Origin of the sequence: Novosphingobium profundi, from assembly GCF_020524485.1 — a bacterium.
Taxonomy (GTDB): Bacteria; Pseudomonadota; Alphaproteobacteria; order Sphingomonadales; family Sphingomonadaceae; genus Novosphingobium; species Novosphingobium profundi_A.
This window is the reverse complement of record NZ_JAIVLF010000007.1, coordinates 175,730-201,723: the sequence shown is the minus strand read 5'-3', so window position 1 is coordinate 201,723 and position 25,994 is coordinate 175,730. Positions and strand designations below refer to the sequence as shown.

General features: G+C 62.9%; 22 protein-coding genes. 7 read left to right on the top strand and 15 right to left on the bottom strand.

Going from position 1 to position 25,994, the window contains the following annotated elements:
* Window positions 1-167: 167 nt before the first annotated feature.
* Both LC060_RS19685 and LC060_RS19680 read right to left on the bottom strand, forming a co-directional pair.
* Window positions 168-551 carry a UrcA family protein gene (locus LC060_RS19685; protein WP_226638403.1) on the bottom strand — a complete coding sequence of 128 codons (384 nt, stop codon included), beginning with the start codon at window positions 549-551 and terminating at the stop codon, window positions 168-170.
* Window positions 552-1,147: 596 nt separating this feature from the next.
* A complete protein-coding gene (locus LC060_RS19680) occupies window positions 1,148-1,549 on the bottom strand; it encodes a hypothetical protein (protein ID WP_226638402.1) in 402 nt (133 codons plus the stop codon).
* Between the two features lie 262 nt (window positions 1,550-1,811).
* On the opposite strand from LC060_RS19680, the gene LC060_RS19675 reads away from it, so the two are divergent.
* The 4 genes from LC060_RS19675 (at window position 1,812) to uvrA (ending at window position 7,130) form a co-directional block, all read left to right on the top strand.
* The gene (locus LC060_RS19675) at window positions 1,812-2,465 is read left to right on the top strand and encodes an N-acetylmuramidase domain-containing protein (RefSeq protein WP_226638401.1); all 654 of its coding nucleotides are present in this window, start codon (window positions 1,812-1,814) and stop codon (window positions 2,463-2,465) included.
* A 287-nt stretch (window positions 2,466-2,752) separates the two neighbouring features.
* Window positions 2,753-3,496, top strand: a complete 744-nt coding sequence (arsH, locus tag LC060_RS19670) for an arsenical resistance protein ArsH (RefSeq protein ID WP_226638400.1) — start codon at window positions 2,753-2,755, stop codon at window positions 3,494-3,496.
* 261 nt (window positions 3,497-3,757) lie between these two features.
* Complete coding sequence (locus LC060_RS19665; RefSeq protein WP_226638399.1) at window positions 3,758-4,054, top strand: hypothetical protein; 297 nt, start codon at window positions 3,758-3,760, stop codon at window positions 4,052-4,054.
* Between the two features lie 160 nt (window positions 4,055-4,214).
* Window positions 4,215-7,130 (top strand): excinuclease ABC subunit UvrA, encoded by a 2,916-nt coding sequence (gene uvrA / locus LC060_RS19660; protein ID WP_226638398.1) that lies wholly within the window; start codon window positions 4,215-4,217, stop codon window positions 7,128-7,130.
* A 154-nt stretch (window positions 7,131-7,284) separates the two neighbouring features.
* Here the strand turns inward: uvrA and LC060_RS19655 are convergent, their stop codons facing one another.
* The 13 genes from LC060_RS19655 to LC060_RS19595 all read right to left on the bottom strand — a co-directional run bounded on the left by LC060_RS19655 (window position 7,285) and on the right by LC060_RS19595 (window position 21,750).
* Window positions 7,285-8,172: a hypothetical protein gene (locus LC060_RS19655; RefSeq protein WP_226638397.1), complete on the bottom strand. Its 888-nt coding sequence runs from the start codon at window positions 8,170-8,172 to the stop codon at window positions 7,285-7,287.
* A gap of 299 nt (window positions 8,173-8,471) precedes the next feature.
* Window positions 8,472-9,326, bottom strand: a complete 855-nt coding sequence (locus LC060_RS19650; RefSeq protein ID WP_226638396.1) for an SIR2 family protein — start codon at window positions 9,324-9,326, stop codon at window positions 8,472-8,474.
* Window positions 9,327-9,329: 3 nt separating this feature from the next.
* Window positions 9,330-10,529 (bottom strand): ParA family protein, encoded by a 1,200-nt coding sequence (locus tag LC060_RS19645; RefSeq protein ID WP_226638395.1) that lies wholly within the window; start codon window positions 10,527-10,529, stop codon window positions 9,330-9,332.
* 1,245 nt (window positions 10,530-11,774) lie between these two features.
* Window positions 11,775-12,140: a septal ring lytic transglycosylase RlpA family protein gene (locus LC060_RS19640; protein ID WP_319005459.1), complete on the bottom strand. Its 366-nt coding sequence runs from the start codon at window positions 12,138-12,140 to the stop codon at window positions 11,775-11,777.
* A gap of 276 nt (window positions 12,141-12,416) precedes the next feature.
* Window positions 12,417-13,631, bottom strand: coding sequence for an argininosuccinate synthase (locus tag LC060_RS19635; RefSeq protein ID WP_226638393.1), 1,215 nt, complete (start codon window positions 13,629-13,631; stop codon window positions 12,417-12,419).
* A 127-nt stretch (window positions 13,632-13,758) separates the two neighbouring features.
* Window positions 13,759-15,000, bottom strand: a complete 1,242-nt coding sequence (locus LC060_RS19630; RefSeq protein ID WP_226638392.1) for an SAM-dependent methyltransferase — start codon at window positions 14,998-15,000, stop codon at window positions 13,759-13,761.
* A gap of 83 nt (window positions 15,001-15,083) precedes the next feature.
* Window positions 15,084-15,842, bottom strand: a complete 759-nt coding sequence (locus LC060_RS19625) for an SDR family oxidoreductase (protein WP_226638391.1) — start codon at window positions 15,840-15,842, stop codon at window positions 15,084-15,086.
* A 308-nt stretch (window positions 15,843-16,150) separates the two neighbouring features.
* On the bottom strand, window positions 16,151-16,558 hold the full coding sequence (locus LC060_RS19620; RefSeq protein ID WP_226638390.1) for a glycine zipper 2TM domain-containing protein: 408 nt from the start codon (window positions 16,556-16,558) through the stop codon (window positions 16,151-16,153).
* A 133-nt stretch (window positions 16,559-16,691) separates the two neighbouring features.
* A complete protein-coding gene (locus tag LC060_RS19615; protein ID WP_226638389.1) occupies window positions 16,692-18,506 on the bottom strand; it encodes a putative bifunctional diguanylate cyclase/phosphodiesterase in 1,815 nt (604 codons plus the stop codon).
* A complete protein-coding gene (locus tag LC060_RS19610; RefSeq protein ID WP_226638388.1) occupies window positions 18,503-18,973 on the bottom strand; it encodes a response regulator in 471 nt (156 codons plus the stop codon). The genes LC060_RS19615 and LC060_RS19610 overlap by 4 nt, the downstream gene beginning before the upstream one ends.
* Window positions 18,966-20,423, bottom strand: a complete 1,458-nt coding sequence (locus LC060_RS19605) for a sensor histidine kinase (RefSeq protein WP_226638387.1) — start codon at window positions 20,421-20,423, stop codon at window positions 18,966-18,968. The genes LC060_RS19610 and LC060_RS19605 overlap by 8 nt, the downstream gene beginning before the upstream one ends.
* 150 nt (window positions 20,424-20,573) lie before the next feature.
* Window positions 20,574-21,065 (bottom strand): asparaginase domain-containing protein, encoded by a 492-nt coding sequence (locus tag LC060_RS19600; RefSeq protein ID WP_226638386.1) that lies wholly within the window; start codon window positions 21,063-21,065, stop codon window positions 20,574-20,576.
* Between the two features lie 64 nt (window positions 21,066-21,129).
* Entirely contained in the window at window positions 21,130-21,750 is a 621-nt protein-coding gene (locus LC060_RS19595) for a TetR/AcrR family transcriptional regulator (RefSeq protein ID WP_226638385.1), read from the bottom strand.
* 66 nt (window positions 21,751-21,816) lie between these two features.
* Between LC060_RS19595 and LC060_RS19590 the strand changes: the two genes are divergently transcribed.
* From LC060_RS19590 to LC060_RS19580, 3 genes are read left to right on the top strand one after another with little or no spacing between them, the layout of a single operon-like run.
* Window positions 21,817-23,274, top strand: coding sequence for an efflux transporter outer membrane subunit (locus tag LC060_RS19590; RefSeq protein ID WP_226638384.1), 1,458 nt, complete (start codon window positions 21,817-21,819; stop codon window positions 23,272-23,274).
* Entirely contained in the window at window positions 23,267-24,427 is a 1,161-nt protein-coding gene (locus LC060_RS19585) for an HlyD family efflux transporter periplasmic adaptor subunit (protein ID WP_226638383.1), read from the top strand. Before LC060_RS19590 ends, LC060_RS19585 begins: the two co-directional genes overlap by 8 nt.
* Window positions 24,427-25,983 carry a DHA2 family efflux MFS transporter permease subunit gene (locus LC060_RS19580; RefSeq protein WP_226638382.1) on the top strand — a complete coding sequence of 519 codons (1,557 nt, stop codon included), beginning with the start codon at window positions 24,427-24,429 and terminating at the stop codon, window positions 25,981-25,983. The genes LC060_RS19585 and LC060_RS19580 overlap by 1 nt, the downstream gene beginning before the upstream one ends.
* Window positions 25,984-25,994: the final 11 nt, after the last annotated feature.

The following is a 25,994-nucleotide window of genomic DNA, read 5'->3' as shown; positions in this document are numbered from 1 at the left end:
TTCCAGAGCCCGTGATCCTGCACGTGCGGTAAAAGGATCTTCCGAGGGCCATCGCCCTCGGGCTCCCCAAACTGTCTGGCTCACCTCCCGCGGCCACGTGGCGTGCGAAAGCCGAGGTCGACAGCTCCGGGGTCCAAGGGGCGATGGCCCCTTGAATCCTCTTTTCTCTACTGTCCCACGCGCAGCGTGGACGTATCGAGCGCGGCGAGGCGTTCGGGGTTGCCGCGTGCGGCCATGCGCATGTCCAGCAGCGCGTCGCGGTCCGCGTGGGCGCGGGCGAGCGACGTCACGCGGCAGTCGCGCATCTGGGCCATGTCCTGCAGTTCGCGCAGGTCCGGCGCGCCGCACACGCTCTTCACCGCGCGTACCAAGCGCAGGTCAAGCGCGTCACGCCCGCTGGTGCTGTCGAGATCGAGGTCGCTGTAACGCACGGCAACCGTCGGTCGGTCGTCCCAGACGTGCTTTTGCACGACCACTTCGTTGGACGCCGAGGCGGCGCTTCCCAGCAGCACGCAACTGAGCGTGCAGGCGGCGATGGTAAGCCTGTTCATGGTGCTTCTCCTCTACGGTGCGCAGCCCATGGGGAGCCGCGCGGGACGCAGGTAGAGGCATTGCGGACAGTGTGTCCGTTCCGGGCAATCGGCCCGTTTCGCGTTCGAATTTCAGGCGTGGGGGACGGGCTGCGTCACTGGGCAGCAAGCTCTCACGAAGGGCGTTGCGTTTCGGTGCGTGCCTGGTCGTCAATCAGGCGCCGAGTCGGCGATCAGGATGTCTGGCGGGATGCCAAGGCATCGGGAAGTTCGCCCGGTTTATCGCAACTTATGATTGCGGCGACCTCTCCCTGCGGTAATTTTGGACTATACGCCTCTCTCTGTGTAAAACAAAGTGTTTCATTGGGGCGCTGGTGCAGACTGCCCTCAGGACGCGACGAAACGCGGCTGAGGGCTCGCTTTTACGTGGGTTTACGTAGAGAACAGGCGTGGGAAAGATTCTATTCAAGGGGCCATCGCCCCTTGGACCCCGAAATGGGCGACCTCGGCTTTCGCACGCCACGTGGCGCGCGGGAGGTGAGGCAGACAGTTTGGGGAGCCCGAGGGCGATGGCCCTCGGATTCTCATGTGTTCGTCCTATTCCTGTCGCGGCCCGGTCAGCCCCCGCAGCGGCTGTAGTAGCCCTGGCGGCAGGCGCGCACGTCGCGTTCCCAGGCGGCGCGGTCGGCCTCGTAGTCCTGGCGGGCGCGGGCGTAGCTGCGGCGGTCGTCCTCGTAGGCGCGCCTATCCTCGTCGTAGGCGCGGGCGCTGTAGTCCGCATAGTCGCGGCGGTCGGCCTCGGCCGCAGCCCAGGCGTCCCAGCCTTGCGCGTAGCGGGCATCGCGGCGCGCGACGTAGGCGGCTTGTTCGCGGTTGAGGCGGCGGATTTCAGCCGCGTCGGCCTCACGCGCGGCGCGCGAGCGCATCCCGGGATCGCGCGGATCGTCGGCCTGCGCCGGCGTGGTGGTGACGGCAATCGCCAGCGCGGCGAGCGCGGTGGCGCGTGTGATACCCCTCATCGTTTTCCCTCAAGTCCCGGTATGTCCCGTGGGGTCTTGCTAGGCGCGACGAGCACACGATTGCAAAGGTCTTGCGATGAAGCGAGCCGCCATCCAGCGCAGCTCCGGAACGGGTGGCCGCAGGGTGTGCCTACACCGTAAATTGTCCTGAAATCTCAAGATCCCGGACTGCCGTTACGGCCTTTGTCATCTTAAATTCTTTGACTCAACTTCGCCGGAAGTCGCATTTTCAGGGCCTGTCGAGCCGTCGGGAGACATCGTCATGAACATTGTCGAGCTGCAATCGGCCGTGGGCGCCAAGCCCGACGGGATCTGGGGCCCCAAGTCGCGCGCGGCGCTGCTGACCGCCTTCACCAATACCCAGGCCCCCGCCATCACCGATGCGGAAGAGGCCGAACTGGCCGAGCGCCTCCACGTCAGCGTGAAACAGCTGCGCGCGGTGGCGCAGGTGGAATCCTCGGGCGGCGGGTTTGATCGGCAGGGGCGGCCCAAGATTCTCTACGAGCGGCACAAGTTCCACAAGTACACCGGCGGGCGCTGGTCGGTCGCGGCCTTCAGCAATCCGCGCTACGGCGGCTACAGCGAAAGCAGCTGGGACAAGCTGGCGGGCGCGATCGTGACCGGCGATGTCGATGCCGCCTTCATGGCCTGCTCCTGGGGCAAGTTCCAGGTGCTGGGGCAGTGGTGGGACGAGTTCGGCTTTGCCAGCCCCTTCGCCTTTGCCTTCAGCACGGTCGCCTCCGAGCTCAAGCACTACGAACTGCTCGCCCATTACGTCGAATACAACGAGCTGAACGACGAAATGGCCGCGCTCTCCACCGATCCCGACGACTGCCGCGCTTTCGCGCGCGCCTACAACGGCGGCGCCTACGCCCGGCTGGGCTACCACACCAAGCTGGCCGCCGCGATGCGGTGAGAGCGCGTAAGCAAGGAGTCTTTTCCAAGGGGCCATCGCCCCTTGGACCCCGAAACTGTCTGGCCTCACCTCTCTCGAACCACGTCGCGGGCGGGAGGTGAGCCAGACAGTTCGGGGAGCCCGAGGGCGATGGCCCTCGGAAATCCTTTCTTTGCCTCTTCTGACTTTCTCCAGGGCGGAAGGTCCGACCGTTTGACGCAGGCGCATCGCATCGGGTATTCCCGATGGGTTGCCGCCGCAGGCTCCCTGCGATGCGGCCAGTCCCACCGTTGGAGCCGTTCCCCTTCATGTCCGAATACCGCTATCTGCGCGATCTTCCCGATCCTGACAGCCTGCCCGCACTGCGCCCCGAGTACGCGCACGCGCGCCCCGCGTTGGGGCTGGGCGAGCTGGATCCACCCCCGCGTATCCTGCTCCTCTACGGGTCGCTGCGCGAACGCTCCTACTCGCGCCTTGCGGTCGAGGAGGCGGCGCGCCTCCTGCAGTATTTCGGCTGCGAGACGCGCATCTTCGACCCGCGCGACCTTCCGCCTCCCGACCAGGTGCCGGGCGATGATCACCCGGCCGTCCACGAACTGCGCGAACATGCGCTGTGGTCCGAAGCGCAGGTCTGGTGCAGCCCGGAGCGCCACGGCCAGATCACCGGCATCATGAAGACGCAGATCGACCACCTGCCGCTGGCGTTCAAGGGCCTGCGCCCGACGCAAGGGCGCGCGCTGGCCGTCATGCAAGTCAGCGCCGGCTCGCAATCGTTCAACTCGATCAACACCTTGCGCGTGCTGGGGCGCTGGATGCGGATGTTCACCATCCCCAACCAGTCCTCGGTCGCCAAGGCCTACGAGGAGTTCGACGAGGCGGGCCGGATGACCCCATCGAGCTACTACGACCGCATCGTCGACGTCATGGAGGAACTGGTGCGTTTCACCGTCCTCCTGCGGCCTCACGCCGACCAGCTTGTCGACCGTTACTCGGAGCGCAAGGACAAGGACCAGCGGGTCGAAACGCATGTCGAGAAGGCGGGACTGGCCTGAGGCAGGGAAGAAAGAAATGCAGTCCGAGGGCCATCGCCCTCGGGCTCCCCGAACTGTCGAGCTCACGTCCCGCGCGCCACGTGGCGCGAGAAAGGTGAGGTCGCCCGTTTTGGGGTCCAAGGGGCGATGGCCCCTTGAAAAGAACTTCCTTCTTTGCGGAAATCTGTTGGACGTCTGGACAATTTTATCTTGCTGTCCTCTCTGCCTCAAAGTAACCTTGCTCAGTATTCGGGTTGGGCCTCGATCCGAAGGAGACATGCGATGCTGCGTAAATCCGTTCTGACCCTTGCCGTGGCCGGCGTGGCCGGGCTTTCCGTTCCGGCAATTGCCGCAGAAGCCGAAGGCCCCAACGCGAAGATGCTGCGCGAGGTTGCCCGCTACAACGCGTCGGCCTCCGAAGAGGACCAACTCACCTGCCGCACTATCGAGCGCGAAGTCCTCTCGACCCGGCCGGGGCTGACCTGCGGGACCAAGGTGCAGTGGCAGGCCTATGCCAACCACCAGCAGTGGCGCCGGGGGCTTCAGGCCGAGGCCATGGGCGTACGCCGCGGCACCTGATCCGCCGGGTTTTCGGGCACGTTCCAGGCCCGAAGCCCCAGGCGCTGGGGAACCGCAGGGCCCTCAAGGCATTGCGCTTGGGGCCCGCGGACATATCTAGGGGGCCAATCTGCGCGCCGGGCGCTTGAACGGCGCGAACAAATCTGGAACATAGGCCCCCATGAGTCTGACCCACATCACCGTGCGCGGTGCGCGCGAGCATAACCTCAAGGGCTTCGATATCGCGCTGCCGCGCGACAAGCTGATCGTCATCACCGGGCTTTCGGGGTCGGGTAAGTCGAGCCTCGCCTTCGATACGATCTACGCCGAAGGCCAGCGCCGCTATGTCGAGAGCCTTTCGGCCTACGCGCGCCAGTTCCTCGAGATGATGCAGAAGCCCGATGTGGAGCACATCGACGGCCTCTCGCCCGCCATTTCCATCGAGCAGAAGACGACGAGCCGCAACCCGCGCTCGACCGTCGCCACCGTGACCGAGATCTGGGACTACATGCGCCTGCTCTGGGCGCGCGTGGGTGTGCCCTATTCGCCCGCGACCGGCCTTCCCATCGAGGCGCAGACCGTCTCCAACATGGTCGACCGGGTGATGGAGCTGCCCGAGGGCACGCGTCTCTACCTGCTGGCCCCCGTCGTGCGTGGCCGCAAGGGCGAATACCGCAAGGAACTGGCCGAGTGGCAGAAGTCGGGCTTTACTCGCGTGCGCATCGACGGCGAGCTCTACCCCATTGAAGACGCGCCCGCGCTCGACAAGAAGTACAAGCACGACATCGAGGTCGTGGTGGACCGTATCGCGGTCAAGGACGGCATCCAGACGCGCCTGGCCGACAGTTTCGAGCAGGCGCTCAAGCTGGCCGAGGGGCTTGCCTACGTCGACCTTGCCGATGGCGTGGTGCCGGGGCGCGAGGACGAGGCCGAGGCTGCGAAGGGGGCCAAGGGCAAGAAGAACCTCAAAGGCGCGGGGCTTCCGGCCAACCGCATTGTCTTTTCGGAAAAGTTCGCCTGTCCGGTCTCGGGCTTCACGATTGAAGAGATCGAGCCGCGCCTGTTCTCCTTCAACGCGCCGCAGGGCGCGTGCCCGGCCTGCGATGGCCTGGGGGAGAAGATGGAGTTCGACCCCCAGCTCGTCGTCCCCAACGAGGGGCTGACGCTCAAGCAGGGTGCGGTCGTGCCCTGGGCCAAGTCGAACCCGCCGTCCCCCTACTACATGCAGGTGCTGGGCAGCCTGGCCGACCACTTCGGCTTCGATCTCACCACGCCCTGGCAGGACCTGCCGACCGAGGTGCGCATCGTCATCCTCGACGGCACGGCCGGATCGCCGGTGCCGCTCACCTTCAAGGACGGGCGCAAGGAATACACCGTCACCAAGCCCTTCGAGGGCGTGATCGGCAACCTCAACCGCCGCCTTGTCCAGACCGACAGCGCGCTGATGCGCGAGGAGCTCCAGCGCTTCCAGACCGCGCAGCCCTGCGAGGTGTGCGACGGCAAGCGCCTCAAGCCCGAGGCGCTGTGCGTGCGCCTTGCCGAAAGCGACATCGCCGACGCCGCGCGGCTTTCGGTGGCGGACGCCTTCGCCTGGTTCGGGAGCCTTGAAGGCAAGCTCACCGATCAGCAGGCGCAGATCGCCAAGGCCATCCTGAAAGAGATCAACGAGCGGCTCGGCTTCCTCAACAACGTCGGGCTCGACTACCTCAACCTCGACCGGACCTCGGGCACGCTTTCGGGCGGTGAGAGCCAGCGCATTCGCCTCGCCAGCCAGATCGGTTCGGGGCTTTCGGGCGTGCTCTACGTGCTGGACGAGCCTTCCATCGGCCTGCACCAGCGCGACAACGACCGCCTGCTCGAAACCCTGAAGCGCCTGCGGGACCTCGGCAACACGGTGATCGTGGTCGAGCACGACGAGGACGCGATCCGCGCGGCCGACTACGTGGTGGACCTCGGCCCCGGCGCGGGCGTCCACGGCGGCGAGATCGTGGCCGAGGGCACCTTGAAGCAGGTGCTCAAGAGCAAGACCAGCCTCACCGCCCAGTACCTCACCGGCGAACGCAGGATCGAGGTCCCGGCCACGCGCCGCAAGGGCAACGGCAAGTCGGTGACGGTCGAGAACGCGCGCGCGAACAACCTGAAGGGCGTCACCGCGGAGTTTCCGCTGGGCACGTTCTGCTGCGTGACCGGCGTTTCGGGTTCGGGCAAGTCCTCGCTCACCATCGACACGCTGCAGGCGGGCGCGAGCCGCACCTTGAACGGCGCGCGCGTGATCGCAGGGCCCCATGATGCGATACGTGGGCTGGAGGCCTGCGACAAGGTGATCGAGATCGACCAGTCCCCGATCGGGCGCACCCCGCGCAGTAACCCTGCGACCTACACCGGCGCCTTCACCCAGATCCGCGACTGGTTTGCCGGGCTCCCCGAATCCGAAGCGCGCGGCTACAAGCCCGGGCGCTTCAGCTTCAACGTCAAGGGTGGGCGCTGCGAGGCGTGCCACGGCGATGGCCTCATCAAGATCGAGATGCACTTCCTCCCCGACGTCTACGTCACCTGCGAGGAATGCGACGGCAAGCGCTACAACCGCGAGACGCTGGAGGTGAAGTTCAAGGGCCACTCGATCGCCGACGTGCTCGACATGACGATCGAGGATGCGGTCGAGTTCTTCAAGGCGGTCCCGCCGATCCGCGACAAGATGCAGATGCTGTGCGAGGTGGGCCTTGGCTACATCAAGGTCGGCCAGCAGGCGACGACGCTCTCGGGCGGTGAGGCGCAGCGCGTGAAGCTCGCCAAGGAACTGGCGCGCCGCTCGACCGGGCAGACGCTCTATATCCTCGATGAGCCGACCACGGGCCTGCACTTCGAGGACGTGCGCAAGCTCCTGGAAGTGCTGCACCGCCTCGTCGAACAGGGCAATTCGGTGGTGGTGATCGAACACAACCTCGACGTCATCAAGACCGCCGACTGGCTGATTGACCTCGGCCCCGAAGGCGGCGTGCGCGGGGGCGAGATCGTGGCGACCGGAACGCCCGAGGACGTGGTAAAGAACGAACGCTCCTTCACCGGGCACTACCTCAAGCCCTTGCTGGAAGCGTAAGGCGAAGCAGGAAGGACTTCTTCAAGGGGCCATCGCCCCTTGACCCCCAAACTGTCGACCTCGCCTTTCTCACGCCACGTGGCGCGCGGGAGGTGAGCCAGACAGTTCGGGGAGCCCGAGGGCGATGGCCCTCGGATATGCTTTCTTCCCTTCCTCAGCGCCGTCCAAAGAGACGCGCGAAGAAGCCGGGTTTGCGCGGCGGCGGGGCGTGTTCGGTTTCGGCGGCGACGACCTTGCGGCGGATGGCGGAGCCGGTGGCGTTGGGGTCGTAGGCGGGCAGGGGGACCTTGCGCTGGAGGCTCACGGCGGCGAGCGAGCCGAAGGTGTCGTCGGTCAGCGCGCCCTTTGCGAGGTGGACCATGGCCGCCTCGGTGCCCATGTCGACCGTGCCCGAGATCACCGCGACGCGGCCGGGCAGGCCCTGCACGGCGACTTCGGTGGCGACGGCCTGGTGGAAGCGCAGCGCGCGTAGCCAGGCGGCGAGCACGGCCTCGACATAGGCGCGCGGGGCCGGGGCGCCTTCTGCGTCCTCGCGGATGAAGTAGCGGCGCTTGTGGCGCAGCAGCGCGGTGTTGATCGCGGTGAGGCCGTCGATCTCCAGATAGAGCTCGATGTCTTCCTCGCGCTCAGCCCAGGGGGCCTCGTCGGCGGCGCACAGGGCGCGCAGCTCTTCGGGCGAGGTGGCCGAAAAGGCGAAGGCCTCGTCGGTGTAGAGGCCGTGGAGCAGGACGGGGGCGTGGGGGACGTCCTTTTCGAAGGCGACGTCCAGCTCGTTGGCAAGGCCGATGGTGAGCGCGGTGATCGGAGCGCCCTCGTGCATGTCCACGGCATCGACCAGCTCGGCCCAGCCCGAAATCTCCACCGCCGCGCGCGGGGTGGCCAGACACAGCCGCGCCAGATCGGTGTCGAGCGCGGCCAGGTCGGCCGCCAAGACCTCTTCGGCCCGGTCCAGATCCCCCGCCGCAATCCACGCCGCAAGCCCCTGCGTGTAGTCCCGCTCGCCCTCAAGGGTCGCGAAAGCCTCCTGCAACCTGTGAACCACGTGTCATACCCCTTAACCGCGCACACCCTGCGCCTGCGCGCCTGACCGGGGTTCTTATGGGCTAGAGGTCTTTACTTAGTTAACGAACTTCCGGAGTTCGCAATTTTACGAAGTCAGAAGGGGGAAGGATGCGAGGGCCATCGCCCTCGCGCTCCCCGAACTGTCGAGGGCAGGTGTGCCGGGGACGGGGCAAAAGGCCCGTTGGGCTTTGTTATGGTGACAAGCAAACACACTACGACACCTTGCAAACGTGTCTGAATAGCGCACGCGGATGAGGCACGAGCATATTTCTATGCTGTTTAAATTCTCGTCCCATATGATGCGCGAGTAGATTCGACACTGCTTCGTAGTTCGTTTATATATTTTGGAACTAAATCATGCCTTCCGTTCGCATATTCAATAAAGTTAATGTTGTATGTTTGGGAATTAGCTTCGCGTAGGGATGGGTGTTCGAATTTCGGAACTAAGGCAAAGTGACGATGCTCTGTGCTTGATACTGCGTTAATATCTTCGAGTATTAATTGAATGTCTGGGTCATTCATTGAATAGCCAAGAAAAAGTACAGTGTTTAGTGTGCAGAGGGCTTTTATAGTTTCGTATATTCCTGGGTTTTCGGATTTTGCTTTGAAGTATGACCTTTTATCTAAGACAATATCTGGAGGGTCGCTAATGCATCCGTGTAACTTTATTAGTATTCTTGACGGAGACCTGATGTCGGATAGTATTTTTTTATAAGTATATAGTCTGACTTGATGAGATACGCCCGTGCCGCTGAAGTGCTCGAAATTCTTCTCAATAAATTGATCGTAGTTCGTGGTGATGCAAATTTTTTGGTCTAGCGACAGGATATCACTGTAAATTTCGGATATTGGTTCTGGCTTAATTTTGAACTGATTTTCAAGTATGGATCTTCGGTCCGCTGGCAGCACGAGGCTGCTAATAAGTTCGGCGGCGTCAAGTAGGCGCCCGTTCTTGATTAATTTATCTGTAAGTTTCTTGTCTTTCTTGGTGGTTATATGTGCGCTCATGTCCGTCAGGAGCTTGGGCCATGATGGCATTTCTGATTTGGCTGCTTTGGAAATTCCTGCTCCGATGAAAATTACTGCGCGTCGTTCAGCGAGCTCGGTTACAAGTGATGGTGGCCAAATACTCATTTATTAAACTCTAGCCAGAATTGACTCAGCAAGGTCGCCGATAATGCCTTTGTAGTTCCTGGCTTGACTGTATTGATTCCCTACTAGCCCATCTCCAGACCCTAAGGCGACAATGGGGGCGTTTACGCTTTGCGCAAGTGGAATGAGGCTATACAGATTTGGGACGTCGCCGAGGTGAGGGTCGGTGTTTGAAATAGAGTTGAACGACTGCAGGTAATTTTGTATTTCGCCTGGAATATCTTGGATGATTCGTTCGTAAGCTTTCGTTGGTCGTTTTACGCCAGCTTTGGCCTTTGCGATATATTGCTGTAGCGTGTAGCCGAGGAACCCATTCTTTATTTCTAACTCCGTTCGGATATCATAATCGTTAAGGCCGTTTGGATTTAGCCGATTGGACTGTTCCAGGCCGACTTCATAGTATTCTAGCCATCCGGTCATCCATCTTGATATGTTGCGGATGCCAAGCACGCTAAAGGCATCTGCCCCAAGTGGAGTTATGAAGTGGTCTGATGAAAGAAGGACAGATCTATTGAGTGCTCCGAGGGATGGGCTTACGTCAATAAATACTAGATCATACTGATCTTCAATCGAGCTAAGGTACGAATAAAGCCAGTTTGTTCGCCTAAATCCGCCTGCCTTGCCTGTGGGTAGCTCGGACCAAGCCGCTGATAGTTCATCTTCAAATGTCGAAAATCTGGGGTGTCCAGGTAAAAGGTCGACGCCAAATCTATTCATGCTTGAGCGAAGTGGCTTTATTCTAGAATTTATTTCTGCATCGCCACTAATTATAGGGCCAACTAGATCTAGTACAGTTTTTGACTTTGTTTCTTCTTTCTTGTCGTTGGATGGCCAATATAGATCTATAGTTTTGCTGTCCCCAAGTATAAACTGTGTAATATTACATTGGGGGTCGCAATCTATAATTAGTACACGTTTGTTTTTCTCTAGGGCAAAATAGGCTGCGATATTTCCGGTTAAGGTGGTTTTTCCAACGCCGCCTTTGTTATTGAAGAATGAAATTGTTTTCATTTTAGGGCTCAGATCTTTGAGTTGAGGCGATAGCCTTTGTGTGGCTGGGAGATTATCGTCTTGAATAGAAAAGTGAAAGGGGGGCTGTTTGGATCCCCTCAGATATTTCGAGTGAGAACAATCTTCTGTTGCCTTTCCTACACCCCTGAATATGCGATACATGATCTGGTTCACCCCGGCGCGTTGAGGGTTACTCCGCGCCGGAATGGCTTTTCGAGAGCATCGAAAGGGTGGACCATGACCGACAGTGTGCAGGCTTTTGCGGGATCGTCGTGTGCGGGGCAGGCGGCGTCGTCGTCCACGCGGTTTGGGCGGGGGTGGATTCCGTGTGACCGGGATATCGGTTTGCCGGGGGAGGGCGCTCGGCCTGCGCCTCCCACTGCGCAGATGGTTGGGGAGCGCGAGGGCGATGGCCCTCGCATTTCCTCTTTTTCTTCTTCTTCTGACGACAACGAAACTCCACCGAACGGGCGCTGGGACGCGGGCCGCAAGGTCCGGTTCCTGCACGCGCTGGCCGAGCGGGGGGATGTGCGTGGGGCCTGTGCCTTGGTGGGGATGAGTCGCCAGTCGGCCTATGTGCTGCGGCGGCGGGACCGGGTGTTTGCGGCGGGGTGGGCCGGGGCTCTGGTGCTGGCGCGCCAGCATGCCGAGGAGGTGCTGGCCTCGCGCGCTCTGGAGGGCGTGGAGGAGAGCGTGTGGTTCCGGGGTGAGCTGGTGGGGGTGCGGCGTCGGTTCGATTCGCGCCTGTTGCTGGCGCACCTGGGGCGGCTCGACCGGCAGGCGGGGGAAGTGCTGGGGGCGGACTCTGTCTCCGATCTGGCGGAGCGGTTCGACGAGGTGCTGGCGCTGGTCTCGGGGCTTAGACCTGAGGCGGACATGGTGGAGGACCGGGCGAACTATGACGCGGTCTCGCCGGTGTTGCCGCGGGGGCGCGAGGATTTCGTGGCGCAGGGCTCGGAAGCGATGTGCCGGGTGGTCGAGGACGAATGGTACGCGGCGCGCGTGGCCTCGGACGACGAGGGTTCTGATGAGGCCGAGGTGTGCGGGTTTGACTGGACTGCCGCGCAGGCGCTGTGCGGGGCGCAGTGGGACGGCTGGCGCGCGGCCTCGTGCGGGCGGGTGGATGCGCTGGTTGGCGCGCCTCCGGGCGGCGCGGGGGAGGCGGGTGACAGTGCCCTCTGGAGGGTGTCAACTGTGTCACCTTCGGAGCCCTCGGACGGGGCGGAATCGGGCTTGCGAAAATTTCTGGAAAAAAGTGACGGGGGCCGGGAACGCAATTCGGGGAATGCGGTTATCGCTAGTGAAGGCCGGCGCAGTCAGTCCCCCCCACCCCCTCCAGACTGCGCCGGTCCGACCCTTTTGAAGGGCGTCAGGGCAAGCCTCGGGTCGCAGCGAGGTGAAGTCAGAGGGGAGAGTGGCTCAGCTTTCCTGAGCGAGGACGGCGAGTTCGACCGTTCCCGAGCCACGGCGCACAATGCCGATTTCGCGTGCGGCAGCTTTCGACAAATCGATGACCCGGTTGCCGTGGTAGGGCCCGCGATCCGTGATGGTGACGACGACGCTTTCGCCGTTGCGCGGATTGGTGACCTGGACCTGCGTGCCGAAGGGCAGGCTGCGGTGGGCGGCGGTCAGTTCCTCGGGATCGAAGATGGAGCCGCTGGCGGTGCGGCGACCGGCGAATTTCAGGCCGTAGTAGCTGGCGACACCCGAACCGATCGATTCAAAGGCGTCTTCCACGATTTCCGGCGTGGCCGGGAGTTCCTGGACAACCGGCTGCGAAATCATGGCAGGTGCGGACTCAACTGCGGCGACGGCCGCAACAGCTTCGATGGGGGCAGCCCCGGCATCGGCGTGGACGGGCCCGGCGAGCGGGAGCGTGACCGAGGCGGCAATGCCTGCCAGCAATCCGAAGCGTGAAACCTGCAAAACCTACCCCGCTGGGCCGTTGACGATGGAGCCGCTTTTACCCGCGAAGCGTCAAGGATGGGACTCCATAAAAAGCGGCCCGTCGCGCGATGGCAACGGGCCGCCCTGAAATTCGGCTAGCTTGCGATGAAAAGATTACCGGTCGCGCTGGGCCAGGAGTCGCAGACGCAGCGCGTTGAGCTTGATGAAGCCGGCCGCGTCCTTCTGGTCGTAGGCGCCCGCATCGTCCTCGAAGGTGACGTGGCGCTCGGAGTAGAGCGAGTTCGCCGACTTGCGCCCGACGACCGAAACCGAGCCCTTGTAGAGCTTGAGGCGGACGGTGCCGTCGACCTTTTCCTGGCTGTGGTCGATGGCGGCCTGGAGCATCTCGCGCTCGGGGCAGAACCAGAAGCCGTTGTAGATGAGCTCGGCGTACTTGGGCATGAGCTCGTCCTTGAGGTGGGCCGCGCCGCGGTCGAGCGTGATCTGCTCGATGCCGCGATGGGCCGCGGCGTAGATCGTGCCGCCCGGGGTCTCGTACATGCCGCGCGACTTCATGCCGACAAAGCGGTTCTCGACGAGGTCGAGGCGGCCGATGCCGTGCTTGCGGCCAAGCTCGTTGAGCGCGGTGAGCAGGGTGGCGGGCGACATGGCTTCGCCGTTGAGCGCGACGCCGTCACCCTTGGCGAAGTCGATGGTGATGTATTCCGGCGCGTCGGGCGCGTCTTCGGGGTTCACCGTGCGCGAGTAGACGTAATCCGGGGTCTCTTCCCAGGGATCCTCGAGGACCTTGCCTTCCGAAGAGGTGTGCAGGAGGTTCGCGTCGGTCGAGAACGGGCTCTCGCCGCGCTTGTCCTTGGGAACGGGGATCTGGTGCTGCTCGGCCCAGGCGATGAGCGCGGTGCGGCTGTTGAGGTCCCATTCGCGCCAGGGGGCGATCACCTTGATCGCGGGATCGAGCGCGTAGGCCGACAGCTCAAAGCGGACCTGGTCGTTGCCCTTGCCGGTCGCACCGTGCGCGATGGCATCGGCGCCGGTTTCCTTGGCGATCTCGATGAGGCGCTTGGAAATGAGCGGGCGGGCGATCGAGGTGCCCAGCAGGTAGTCACCCTCGTAGCGGGCGTTGGCGCGGAACATCGGGAAGACGAAGTCGCGCACGAATTCCTCGCGCAGGTCGTCGATGTAGATGTTCTCGTCGGGCAGGCCCATCAGCTTGGCCTTGGCGCGTGCGGGCTCGAGCTCCTCGCCCTGACCAAGGTCAGCCGTGAAGGTCACGACTTCGCAGTTGTAGGTGACCTGAAGCCACTTCAGGATGACGCTGGTGTCGAGACCGCCCGAATAGGCGAGAACGACCTTCTTGATGTCGGACATGGGTGCCGTGTTCTCCGCGAGAAAATGCGCTTCTTCGGGACGCGCGCCTAACAGCACCCGCCGAAGTGTGCAACGGTGAGCTGCGCAATGGTGTTGCGCAGCTCACCGCGGGAACGGCTTTGCCCGCTCAGCGGCGACGCAGCGCGCTTTCGGCGGCACCCATGTAGTCGCGGGTCAGCGGCAGTGTGCGGCGAAGGCGGGTGTACTGGATCTGGTAGTTGCACATCGACCCGCTCTCGAAGGCGGCGGTGGCTCCGGCCAGGTAGAAGATCCACATGCGGTAGAAGCGCTCGTCCATCAGGGCGATGATGGCATCCTTGTTCGCAACGCAGCGCTTGTACCACTCACGCAGGGTGAAGGCGTAGTGCAGGCGCAGGTTCTCGACGTCGGAGGCGATGAGGCGGAACTTCTCGCTGGCCGCGACCGTCTCGCTCAGCGCCGGGATATAGCCGCCGGGGAAGATGTACTTGCGGGTGAAGGCGTCGGTGGTGCCGGGCCCGCCCATGCGGCCGATGGTGTGGAGCAGCATCACGCCTTCGTCGGTGAGGAGTTCGGCGGTGGACTTGAAGAACTGCTTGAACTGGGCCTGGCCGACGTGTTCGAACATCCCGACCGAAACGATGCGGTCGAACTTGTCGCCGCGCTTGGGCATGGCGCGGTAGTCGACGAGCTCGAAGGTGACCTTGTCGCTGACACCGGCTTCTTCGGCACGGACCTTGGCGAGTTCGATCTGCTCTTCGCTGAGCGTGATGCCGTGGACCTTCACGTCGTAGTGCTTGGCGAGGTAGATCGCCATGCCGCCCCAGCCGCAGCCGATGTCGAGCACGCGCTGGCCAGGCTCGATCGCCAGCTTGGCTGCAATATGGGCCAGCTTGGCCGTCTGCGCCTGTTCCAGCGTCATGCCGTCCTCGGGCCAGTAGGCGCACGAATACTGCATGTGCTCGAGATCGAGGAAGAGTTTGTAGAGTTCATTGCCGATGTCGTAGTGATGGGCAATGTTCTTCTTGGCGCTGGTGGCCCGGTTGATGCCATCGATGAGGGTGACGGCCTTGTCGGTGGCGAGCTTGAGCGGGGTCTTCTCCTTGACCTCGCCGCCGCGATCCCACGGCGCGTTCTGGCGCAGCAGCTGGACGAGCTCCATGATGTCGCCCTCTTCAAGAACGAGCTGGCCATCCATGTAGGCCTCGGCCGCGCCGATGCGCGGGTCGGTCAGGATACGGCGTTCACCGGCCTTGTCGGTAAAGCGCACGCGGACGTTGGGATAGCCTTCGGTCGGCGTGCCGAACCGGGTCTTCGAGCCATCGGGACGCGAGACTTCGAGGGTGCCGTGGCGCACGCCACTTTCGAGGAACTTGTCTAGAATGGCCATCGTATCCAGTCGTCACTAGTTTGAAAGAAGAAGAATTGGGGGGCAGAGCTACAGGCGCGTAGCGCGCCTAGTCCGGGATTGTTTCAGGTTCGTGCCAGAAAGAGGACATCTCGGGGCTGGGGGACAAGATGTTGCCCGGAATCGACATAGACGGTCTCACCGCTGGCAAGCGGGCCTTCCGCCAGAAAGAGTGCGGTACGCGCGATATCGTCGGGCGAGGTTTTTCGGCGCAGCAAGTTCATGCGGTGCGAGATCTCGGTTTCGTCCTCGGTCTGGTCGTGACTCGCAAGGATGGCGCCGGGGGCCAGGCCGTAGACCCGATCCTGCGGGCGCGATCGCGCCATGGAAAGCATCGGGATCGTTGCCGCAAGCGCGTGCTTGCTCATCGTGTAGGAGAAGAAATCGGGATTGGGATTGCGCAGCTTCTGATCGGTGATCTGGATCAGGCGACGTCCCGACGGTGTTCGCGCATGGGCAAAAAAGGCTTGGGCCATGCGGGCAGGCGTCCCGGCATTGACCTGCATTGCGGCCTCGAACGTGTCGGGCTGCAGCACCTTTGCATCGTCGAATTCGAAAACGGCCGCGCAATTGACCAGAAGGCGCCAATCGCCGCGACGTTCGGCAAGATCGCGGATCATGGCGGGGCCCGCGTCCCAGTCATCGAGATCGCAGGAGACGGTTTCTGCAGACGGCAACTCGTCGGCGAGGGCTTCGGCTTCCTTACGTGAATTTCCGAAGTGGATGGCGACATGCCACCCCTGCGCACCGAAGGCGCGGGCGAGATGGGCTCCGATACGCCTGGCACCTCCTGTAATCAGGACAGTCCGGGTGTTGCCGCTCACGCGCCGCGATCCGCGCAAGGCAGCGCCCGGGAGAACGCGTGTTCGGGGCCGTTCGGCACGTTAACCGAGGAAGTCCAGCGGGGTATGTGGCACAAGGAGAGACGCATCGTGCTCTATAGGAGCATAACATGCCGGACGAGGGAAGGGGGCTGGCGTGTGGAAAGCGGCAAGGCCGGTGCAGGAAAAGGTTGCCTGCGGAGCGGGGCCGGGGTGCCCCAGACCCGGAAAGCCAACGGCACACGCGCCGCGGCGGAACTCTTACGGCTCCATCGCGGCGCGGTGAAAATTTCAGCAGAAAATCAATGTCATCAGCGGCAGCGGATATCGCCCTTGTCGATTTCGCGGCCAAGCGCCCCGCCGAGTACGCCGCCCAGAATGGTGCCCAGCGTGCGATCGCCGCGACCGGCCAACTCGTGTCCGGCCAGGGCGCCGACACCCGCGCCGATGATGAGCCCGGTCGTCCCGTTGTCACGGCGGCAGTAGTAGCGCCCGTCGCGGCCACGCCAGACATGGGAGTTGCGGCTGATACGCCGGGGCGAACGGTAGCGTCCGCGCGCATCGTACAGGCCGCGGCGGTCGTCATGGCGGTAATCACGATGGTGCTTGTTGCGGTAGCCATGCGCGGGTGCATGGCGTGGAGGATCGGCGAAAGCGGCCGTTGGGAGCAGGCTTGCTCCGGCAATCGCGAGGACGAGGCCCATGAGCGGATGTTTCATCTCGAGTATCCTTGATTCGGTATGCTTGGCCGTGCCTTGCCTGAAGCGTCGCGAACCTCACATGAACCGGATCAGGGATGAAGGCCGGACGACCTGTCGGAGGGACACTGTTCAAGGACCCGGCTGGCGGTTGCTATTGAAGGCGAGATTCCGGACTGTAAGCCGGTAGGGAATGGGGGCTGGAGTTCCATTTGACCATCCAGCTCTGGAGGTGGTCGAACGGAAGCGGACGGCTGATGCCGTAGCCCTGGCCGAAGGGGCACCCCAGCGAGACCAGAAGGGCGCGCACAGATTCGTCTTCGATCCCTTCGGCAACAAGACTGATGCCCAAACTGTTGCACAGGACCACGAGGGACGTGATCAGCGATTGATCGAAGGTGCTCTGGGTGCAGCGGGATATGAAGGAGCGATCGATCTTGATTTCATCGATCGTGAAGTCCCGGAGATATCCAAAGGAGGTGAAGCCGGCGCCGAAGTCGTCGATGGAAAGGCGCACGCCTTCCTGGTGGAGCTTTTCGACGACACGCCGGGCTTGCGCGGGATGGGCGATGAGCGCGGTTTCCGTCAATTCCAGGATGACGCGCTCCGGGTTGATCTGATGCATGGAAATGCTTCTCAGCACATTCTCGACGAAACTGGGACGCTCCAGCATGCGCGCCGAGACGTTGATGGAGATGCTGGTGTCCGGCCAGGCTTCGTGGACCGTTGCAAACTGGCCAAGCACCGTATCCAGGCAAAGGATCGTGAAGGGTTCGATCAGGGGCGATTGTTCGACGACCCGGATAAGCTGTTCGGGAGACACATCGCCACTGTCGTGCGGAACCCAACGGACCAGGGCCTCGAAGCCGGTGACCCGGGCGTGGAGCAGGTCGATCTTGGGCTGCCAGTGCCACTGGATCTCGCGCGCCGCGATGGCTTCGGCCAATTCTTCGAGGAGCCCCTTGTGATCGAGTTCATCGGGATCCTGAAGCTCCTGGCTGCGCGCCACGCATGTTTTCTCGACGCCGGCTTTGGCCTTGTACATGGCGCTGTCTGCGGCCGAGAGAAGGGCCGTGGGCGAGAAACTGAGCTGTGGGCACAGGGCCATGCCCAAGGAGGCCCCGACGTAGAGGACACGGTTGTCGTGGAGAACGGGTTGTTCGATCAACTGATTGATCTTCTCGCCCATTGCCGTGGCGGCATCCACCGTGGCGACGGACTCCAGGATGATGGCGAATTCGTCACCGCCAAGGCGGGCGACGGTGTCGACTTCGCGCAGATGGGCGCGCAGCCGGCGCGCGACCGTCTGCAAAACCACGTCTCCCGCGGCATGGCCGAGGCTGTCGTTGATTTCCTTGAACCGGTCGAGATCGACCATCACGACGGCGAAACTGTCGCCGCTGCGGCGGGCCCGTGCGCAGGCCTGCGTCAGGCGGTCGAAGAAAAGCGTGCGGTTGGGCAGGTCGGTGAGAGGGTCGTGCAGGCTCTTGTGGGTCAGTTCCGCTTCGGCCTGGCGCACGGCCTTGCGATCCTGCCGCCAGGCGATGCCCTCCTCGATAGACGCGGCGACGTTCTCGGCCGAGAGCATACGCTTGGTAAGAAACTCGGTCATCCCCTGCTTGATCGAATCCGCGGCGATCTCGGCGCTGCCATGGCCGGTGACAGCGATGATGGGGCAGTCCGGATCCAGTTCTTCGCGAATGGCCGGGAGCAGTTCGCGGCCGTCACCGTCGGATAGGCCGAAGTCAAGAAATACGATGTCGAAACGGCTGTCCGGGTTGCGGATCAGTTCCAGAGCCTCGCAGCGCGAAGCGGCCTCCTCGACGTGCACGTTCCAGGCCGTGCGATGCAGCATGCGGGAGAGCTTCTCGCGATCAACATCATCGTCATCGACGATGAGAACCTCGAGAAGATCCTCGTCACCGGTGCCGTGGTGATCTTGCATGGAGCGGTGAATGTCCTTGGTCATAAGGCGTCTCGCGGGAGATTCTGGGTGCCGGTGTACTTGCGAATGAAGTCGGCCAACCGAGCGAACTGGGGGCCCACGGCAGACTTGACCATGTAGCCAGCCACATGTTCGTCGTAGGCTCGGCGCATGTCCTGATCGCGGGCCGACGTGCTCAGGACGAACACGACGCTACGTCGCAAGGCTGGATCCTTGCGCAAGGCCTGGAGGAACTGGAAGCCGTCCATGTCGGGCATGTTGAGGTCGAGCAGGATGATGTAGGGCGGCGAAATGTTTTTGCTGGGATGCGTCCCGCGCAAGATGGACAGGGCCTCGCGGCCATCCCCGGCCGTCAGCGTTGGACAGGTCACGTCGTGCCGCCGGAAGGAACGGAGCACGCCCTCGATCGCCACATCGTCGTCATCGACGATAAGGACGGTGCATTCGACGACATCCGATGGTGTCTGAAGGTCCGGTGGCGTTTCAACCATCCTTGAATTCCCGAAGCAGAATGCGTGGCCAGTAGATATCGAAGCGGGCGCCTCCCATCTCACCGTGCGGTGTGACGCAGATCATGCCGCCGTTCGCATTGATCATGCGCCGGGTGAACGCGAGGCCGACGCCGTCGCCTTCCACCCGGGTCGATCCTCGGTGGAAGAGTTTGAAAATACGTTCTTCGTTCCCAGAGGGAATTCCCTGTCCGTCATCCTCGACGGTGAAGACCGTGAAGCGCCCATCCTCGGTGACCTGAATACGGATGCGTCCGCCTGGCGAACCGTGGTGCTTGACCGCATTGCTGAGGAGGTTCCTCAGCGAGGCGGACAGGGGGGCACGGGCGGCCTTCAGCGGGCCCGCATCCACATCTATCTCCAGGGAAAAACTGCCCGGAATGTTGCTCGTCGCAAGTACCTCGTCGATCAAGTCTCGGGGCTGGAGAGTTTCAAGCTGCGGGTCGCGTACCCCGATACGGGCGTAGTTCAAGAGGTCGTCGATCATCTGTTCGGCACGTTCGATCCGGATCGCGACGCGTTCGAAGTTGCGGGCGACATCGGGGGGGAGTTCATGGCCCTCGAGGTCTTCGCGGATCCAGCTGACGAGGTCGGCGATACCCCGCAAGGGGGAGCGCAAGTCGTGGCTGGCGACATAGGTGAATTCTTCCAATTGGGCGTTGGTCTGCTGCATGGCGACTTCGGAGCGCTTGCGGTGTGTGATGTCGGTGACGATGGCCATGTACAGCGGCTGGCTGGCGTTCTCGTGGCGGGTGAGAGCGATCTCGATCGGGAACTCCTGCCCTGAGCGATGCAGCCCGGTGAGGTCTCTTCCAACCCCCATCATCCGCGAACTGGGGCTTTTTACGTACCCCTGTAGATGATCGCGATGTGCAGAGCGGTAGCGTTCGGGGATCAGCATGGCCAGCGACTGGCCGATCAACTCCTCCCGGGAATAGCCGAAATCGGCGCCGAGCGTCCGGTTCGCCTTGACGATACGTTGGCGGCTGTCGACGACGAGAAGGCCGACGGGGAGGTTCTCGAATATCTGGGCGAAGCGCCGTTCGGCGGTCATGATGCGTTCGAGACTGCGCACGAACACAATGGCATTGGCTTCTGGAGACTCGGGGAAGGGGGATAGCGTAAGTTCAACCGGACGTTCGGAGCCGTCAACGCTGGGAATCGTCATGCGGCGGGTCCAACCCGCACGTGTCTCGACCGGCGCCTGAAAGTGGACGTCGACCATGTGACGCAGGGTTTCCGAGTCGCTTTCCTTGAGCCAGGTATAGATCAGCGAATGGCGCAGCGGTTCGGGATCGGACTCGCCAAGAAGATTCGCGGCGCTGGCGTTCGCACCGAAGATAAGGCCTGTGCGCTCAATGATCAGAGCGCCGATGGGAGCATAGAGCAGGGCGCCCGGAAGTTCGTGCCCGCAGGAAATCGTCGTTGTCACGCCTGCCCCCTCGCGAAAGCTCTCTCATCCCCCGCGCGGGTCAGGCACGAGGCCAGGTACCTGCACGTGTCGGGAGAGCGCTCAGGCTAAGGGGCAATTGGTTGGGAAGTCACGAAGCCGGGACCTGTGGAACTTGCCTAAGCGGGGGCCTCAGATATCGACGAACTTGCCCGCCTCGCGGTCCTTACGCACCTGCAGGCCGTTAAAGACGGTGCCGCTCATGGTGATCCAGACGCCGGGCGCGGCGGTCTGCGCCGTGGCGAAGGCCATGCCGAGATTGAACGCCGCATCGCTTTCGGCGAATCTGGCTGGGGTCAGGGCGCCGCACAGGACAATCGTCTTGTCCTGAATGCCAGCGAGCGCCTGTGCGGTCTCGGTCATGGTGTCGGTGCCGTGGGTAAGCACGATCCGCGTCTCGGGAGCGGCGCGGATCGTCTGGGCGATCAGGTCGCGGTCTTCCTCGGTGAGTTCCAGGCTGTCCTTGCGCAGCAGTTCCACGATACGGAAAGGGTGCGCGACCCGTGCTGTCTCGAGCAGCTTGCCCATCACGCTTTCGGTGATCTGGTATTCGCTGAGGGCGTCGAAATAGTGTTTGTCGATCGTACCGCCGGTCGTGACGACGAGAATGGGGGAGTGGTTCATGCCTGTCGCTTTAGCAGCCTTGCCGTAGGTAAAAAAGCACCGGGCCTGAGTTGTCCCGGGAGCTTCAGGTGTTGGACCGGCGGGGACTCAGCCGCTCCCAGTCGATCGAGGCGATGAGATCGTCGACGAAGGCTTCGCATTCCGCGGCATCGGGCTTTACCGGGCGCAGCAGAATGTCGGTACGAAAGCCTGTCATCGCCCAGGTAATCACGGTGGTGAGGCGCTGGGCATCGTCTTCGCAAAATGCAGTGGAGAAAAAGCGATGGACCTCGCGCCGGACTTTTTCAGGGCCCCGGGTGTAGAACATTTCGTTGATTTCGGGGAAGCGTTCGCCCTCGCTCAGCACGAGGCGGAAGAGGCGGATCGAATGATCCTTGAGAAGACAGTCGAGAAACCGCAGGCACGCCCGGTGCAGTGCCGGACAGGAGAACGTCTGGCGGGTCAGGACTTCATCGATTTCCTGTGAGAATTGCCCCACCAGGTCGTCAATGACGGCTGCGAACAGATCCTCTTTCGATGCAAAATGCGACCACATGGTCGCTTTCGAGCAACTCAGGGCATCGGCAACCGCGCTCATGCTCGTTGCGGCGTATCCTTGCTCAAGGAAGGACGTGCGGGCGGCCTCCACGATCTCGGCCCGCTTGCGCGCCTTGTTGCGCTCCCGTTTCCCAATGTTCTGATCCATACCTAAACTAGGTAGTACACTTTTCCGTTGACTCTTGCAAGTGATGCAACGATAAAAAGTGTACTGATGAGTACGATATTCCCCTCACGAGTCGCAGCAAGTTTCCTCTTGGCTGCCACGATTTCGCTTGCCGGATGTGCGCCGGACCTGGGGCCCAAGCCCGAGATACGACCGCTATCTTCGTTCGAAATGGAGCGGTCGATCACGGCTGCCGGACAGGGCGAGGAATGGCCGCCGTCCCAGTGGTGGCGGGGCTATGACGACCCGCAACTCGATGGCCTGATCGAGGCAGCCCTCACGGATTCGCCGGATCTGGCCTCCGCGATTGCTCGGGTGCGCCAGGCGCGCGGTGCGCTGCAGGCATCGCGTTCGAGCGTGCTGCCTTCGCTGGGCGCGCAAGGCTCGGGTGAATTCGCCAAGCAGAGCTACAACAACGGAACTCCGGCGTCCGCCCTTCCGCAGGGCTGGGAAGACTACGGGACCCTGGCCCTGTCCGCGAACTGGAACCTGGACATCTGGGGCAAGAACCGCGCGCTCCTTGCGGCCGCTACCTCGGCCACGGAGGCGGCCCTTGCCGAAGTGCGGCAGGCAGAGCTCGTCCTGACCAGCGAAATCGCCTCGTCCTATTTCGACCTCGCACGCTTGCTGGAGCGCGAGAAAGTCCTCGAGGAAGCGCTGGATGTGCGGGAAAGCTCCGAGGAGCTTACGGCCAAGCGGTTTGAACAAGGACTGGAGAACGAGGTGCCACTGCGCCAGGCACGGGCCGAAGTGGCCCGTGCGCGGGGGCTGATCGTCGCCAATCGTGAGCAGATCGCCAGGCGGCGCCACGCGCTCGCGGCTCTTCTGGGGGCGGGACCGGATCGGACGCAGGATCTTGTACCGGCACCCCTTGACGGTATCGCGATGACGCGCGTGCCGGCAGATGCGGGAATCGCTCTTGCCGGTCGCAGACCGGACATCGTCGCAGCGCGCCGTATTGTCGAGGCTTCGCAAAGCGGCACGGAATATGCCCGCAAGTCGTTCCTGCCCGACGTTTCTCTTGGTGGCCTGATCGGTTTGACGTCGCTCGGGATTTCCAATCTGTTCGACGACGGTTCGGACTATGGCAGCGCGGGTGCGGCGGTCAGCCTGCCTATCTTCCAGGGGGGCGCCCTGTCCGGTCGCTACCGTGTGGCGCGGGCCGGGTACGATTCGATGGTCGCGAGCTACAACAAGACCGTTATCGAGGCTCTGCAGGAAGTCGCAGATGCGATTGCGAGCCGCGATTCCGCGTCTCGTCAGCGAGAGCACGCCCTGGCAGTCGAGACCGAGGCCAAGGCCGCGTTCGGTCTCGCCTCGCAGCGCTATGGGGCGGGGCTCACCACCTACATTGAGGTCCTGGCCAGCCAGACTTCCGAACTCGACGCGCGCCTCTCCGCGCTGGATGCCCAATTTGCAACGCTCGCCAGCGATGTCGCGCTCAAGCGCGCGCTTGGCGGCGGTTATGCCGAAGAAAACGACGAGAAAGCCAATAGCGATGACTGACACGAACACGGGCGGCGGGGCCGGGGCCGAGGGCGTACCGGAAAAGGGCAGCGTCATCCCCAAGAGCAAGCGCAAGACGCTCCTCATGGGGCTGGGCGGGGTCGTGGCCGTCGCGGCGGTGCTGTGGGGCGGCTATGAATTCTTCATCGGCAGCCGCTCGGTCTCAACTGACAACGCCTATGTGGCTGGCGAAAACGCCGATGTCACGCCGCTGACCTCGGGCCGCGTGATCGAGGTTCTGGTCACGGATACGCAGCCTGTCCGCAAGGGGCAGCTCCTGTTCCGTATCGAGGACAAGGACCAGAAGATCGCGCTGGCCGAAGCGGAAGCGAACCTGGAGCGCGCCAAGCGAATGTACGGGCAATCTCTTGCCAACAACGAGGCCCTGGCTGCGGCGGCAGATGCCAACCAGGCGCAGATCGATACCGCGCGGGCCAATCTTCAGGCGGCTCGGGCCGATCTGACCAAGGCTACCTCGGACTTTACTCGGCGCGATGCTCTTGCGGGCTCGGGTGCCGTGTCGACCGAGGAACTGACCTCGGCGAAGCAGGCGCTGGATTCGGCTCAGGCGGCCTTCGAACAGGCGCGAGCCGCGCTCAAGCAGGCCCAGGCCAGCGCCGTCAGCGCGCGGCAGCAGGAGCAGGCTGCCGTTGCCCTGACGAAGGGAACCGACGTGGAGACCGCGCCCGAGATCAAGCTGGCCCAGGCCCGCTATGAGGCTGCCAAGCTGGACCTTGAACGCACGGTCGTGCGCGCGCCGATTGCGGGCGTCGTGGCGCAGCGTTCGATCCAGGTTGGCCAGAAGATCCAGGATGGTTCGCCCGCGATGGTCATTGTCCCGGTCGACAAGCTCTATGTCGATGCCAACTTCAAGGAAGACAAGCTCGGAAAGGTGCGGGCCGGGCAGAGCGCTACGCTGACCTCCGACTTCTATGGCGGCGATGTCGAGTATCACGGCAAGGTCGTCGGTTTCTCGGGCGGGACGGGCGCAGCCTTCTCGCTGATCCCGGCCCAGAACGCGACGGGCAACTGGATCAAGGTCGTGCAGCGCCTTCCGGTGCGCATCGAGCTCGACAGGGACGAATTGAAGGCCCACCCCTTGCGCGTGGGACTTTCGATGGAAGCCGAGATCGACCTGACGAGCGAGCGGTAATGGCACAGGACGCGGCCGCTGCGCCGACCTCACCGCCCGGGCAGGACGGGACCTTCTCCGGCGCCAAGCTTGCGATCACCGCCTTCGTCCTCGCGATGGCGAACTTCGTGGTCGTGCTGGACATGACGATCGCCAATGTTTCGGTGCCGCATATCGCAGGCGGACTTGCCGTTTCCACCGAGAGCGGGACCTGGGTGATCACCACGTACGCGGTCGCCGAGGCGATCTGTGTTCCCTTGACGGGCTGGCTGGCGGGACGCTTCGGTGTGGTCCGGATGTTCCTGATGTCGATCCTTGGCTTTGGTCTGTTCTCGGCCCTTTGCGGTGTCTCGGGCAACCTGACGGTCCTTCTTATCTTCCGCTTGGGGCAGGGGCTGTGCGGCGGGCCGTTGATGCCGCTCTCGCAGACGCTGCTGCTCAAGATCTTCCCGCGTGAATCGCATCCCAAGGCAATGGCGATGTGGGCGATGACCGTCGTTGTCGCGCCGATCGCGGGGCCGATACTGGGTGGCTATATCTCGGACAACTGGGACTGGCGCTGGATCTTCCTGATCAACGTGCCGATTGTGGTCGCGGTCTTCCTCTCGCTTGCCTATCTGCTGCGCGATGTGGCTTCGCCCAAGCGCTATCTGCCGATCGACAAGGTCGGGCTCGCCCTTCTCGTGATCTGGGTTGGGGCATTCCAGATGATGCTCGATCTCGGGCATGATCGGGACTGGTTCCACAACACCACGATTTGCATCCTTGCGGTCGTTGCAGTCATCTTCTTCGTGATCTTCGTGATCTGGGAGCTGACCGAAGAGCACCCCATCGTCGATCTCGCGGTGTTCCGACACCGAGGGTTCAGCGCTTCGACGTTTGCCCTGGCGCTGGCCTTCGCAACCTACTTCTCGGCCGTGGTCATCGTGCCTCAGTGGCTGCAGGGAGGAATGGGATATACCGCGACCTGGGCAGGCATCGCCATGGCGCCAGCGGGTGTCCTGGCAGTCTTCGCATCGCCTATTGTGCCCAAGCTCATGCAGCGCGCCGATCCCCGGCTGCTGGTGTTCCTGGGCGTCTCGTGGCTGGCCTTCTGCGCGTACCTGCGCACGTACTGGTCAACCGATTCCACTCTCTGGCAGGTGGCTTTCCCGCAGCTGATCCAGGGCATAGGTGTCGCCTTCATGATCGTGCCGTTGACGACCATTGGCCTGGCCTCCGTGGATCCGGACGAAACCGCCTCGGCGGCGGGGATCTCGAATTTCGGGCGTACCCTGGCAGGGGCCATCGGCACCTCGATCGTGACGACCCTTTGGGCGAACCTGGAGCGCAGCGATGGCGCCGATCTGGTGGCCAGCATGAACCACACGGACCGCACGATGTCGGCGCTGCAAGCGCAGGGCATGCCACTCGAAATGGCGCGTTCTGCAATCGAGCGGATCGTGGCCCTGCAGGCCCAGGCGCAGGCCACGGTGCACGTTGCCATGTATTCGGCCATCGCGCTTCTGGTCGCCGCCTTTGCGATCTGGTTCGCCCCCAGGCCCAAACGCGGCATGAAACCGGCGTCGGGGCACTAGGCCACCAGCGG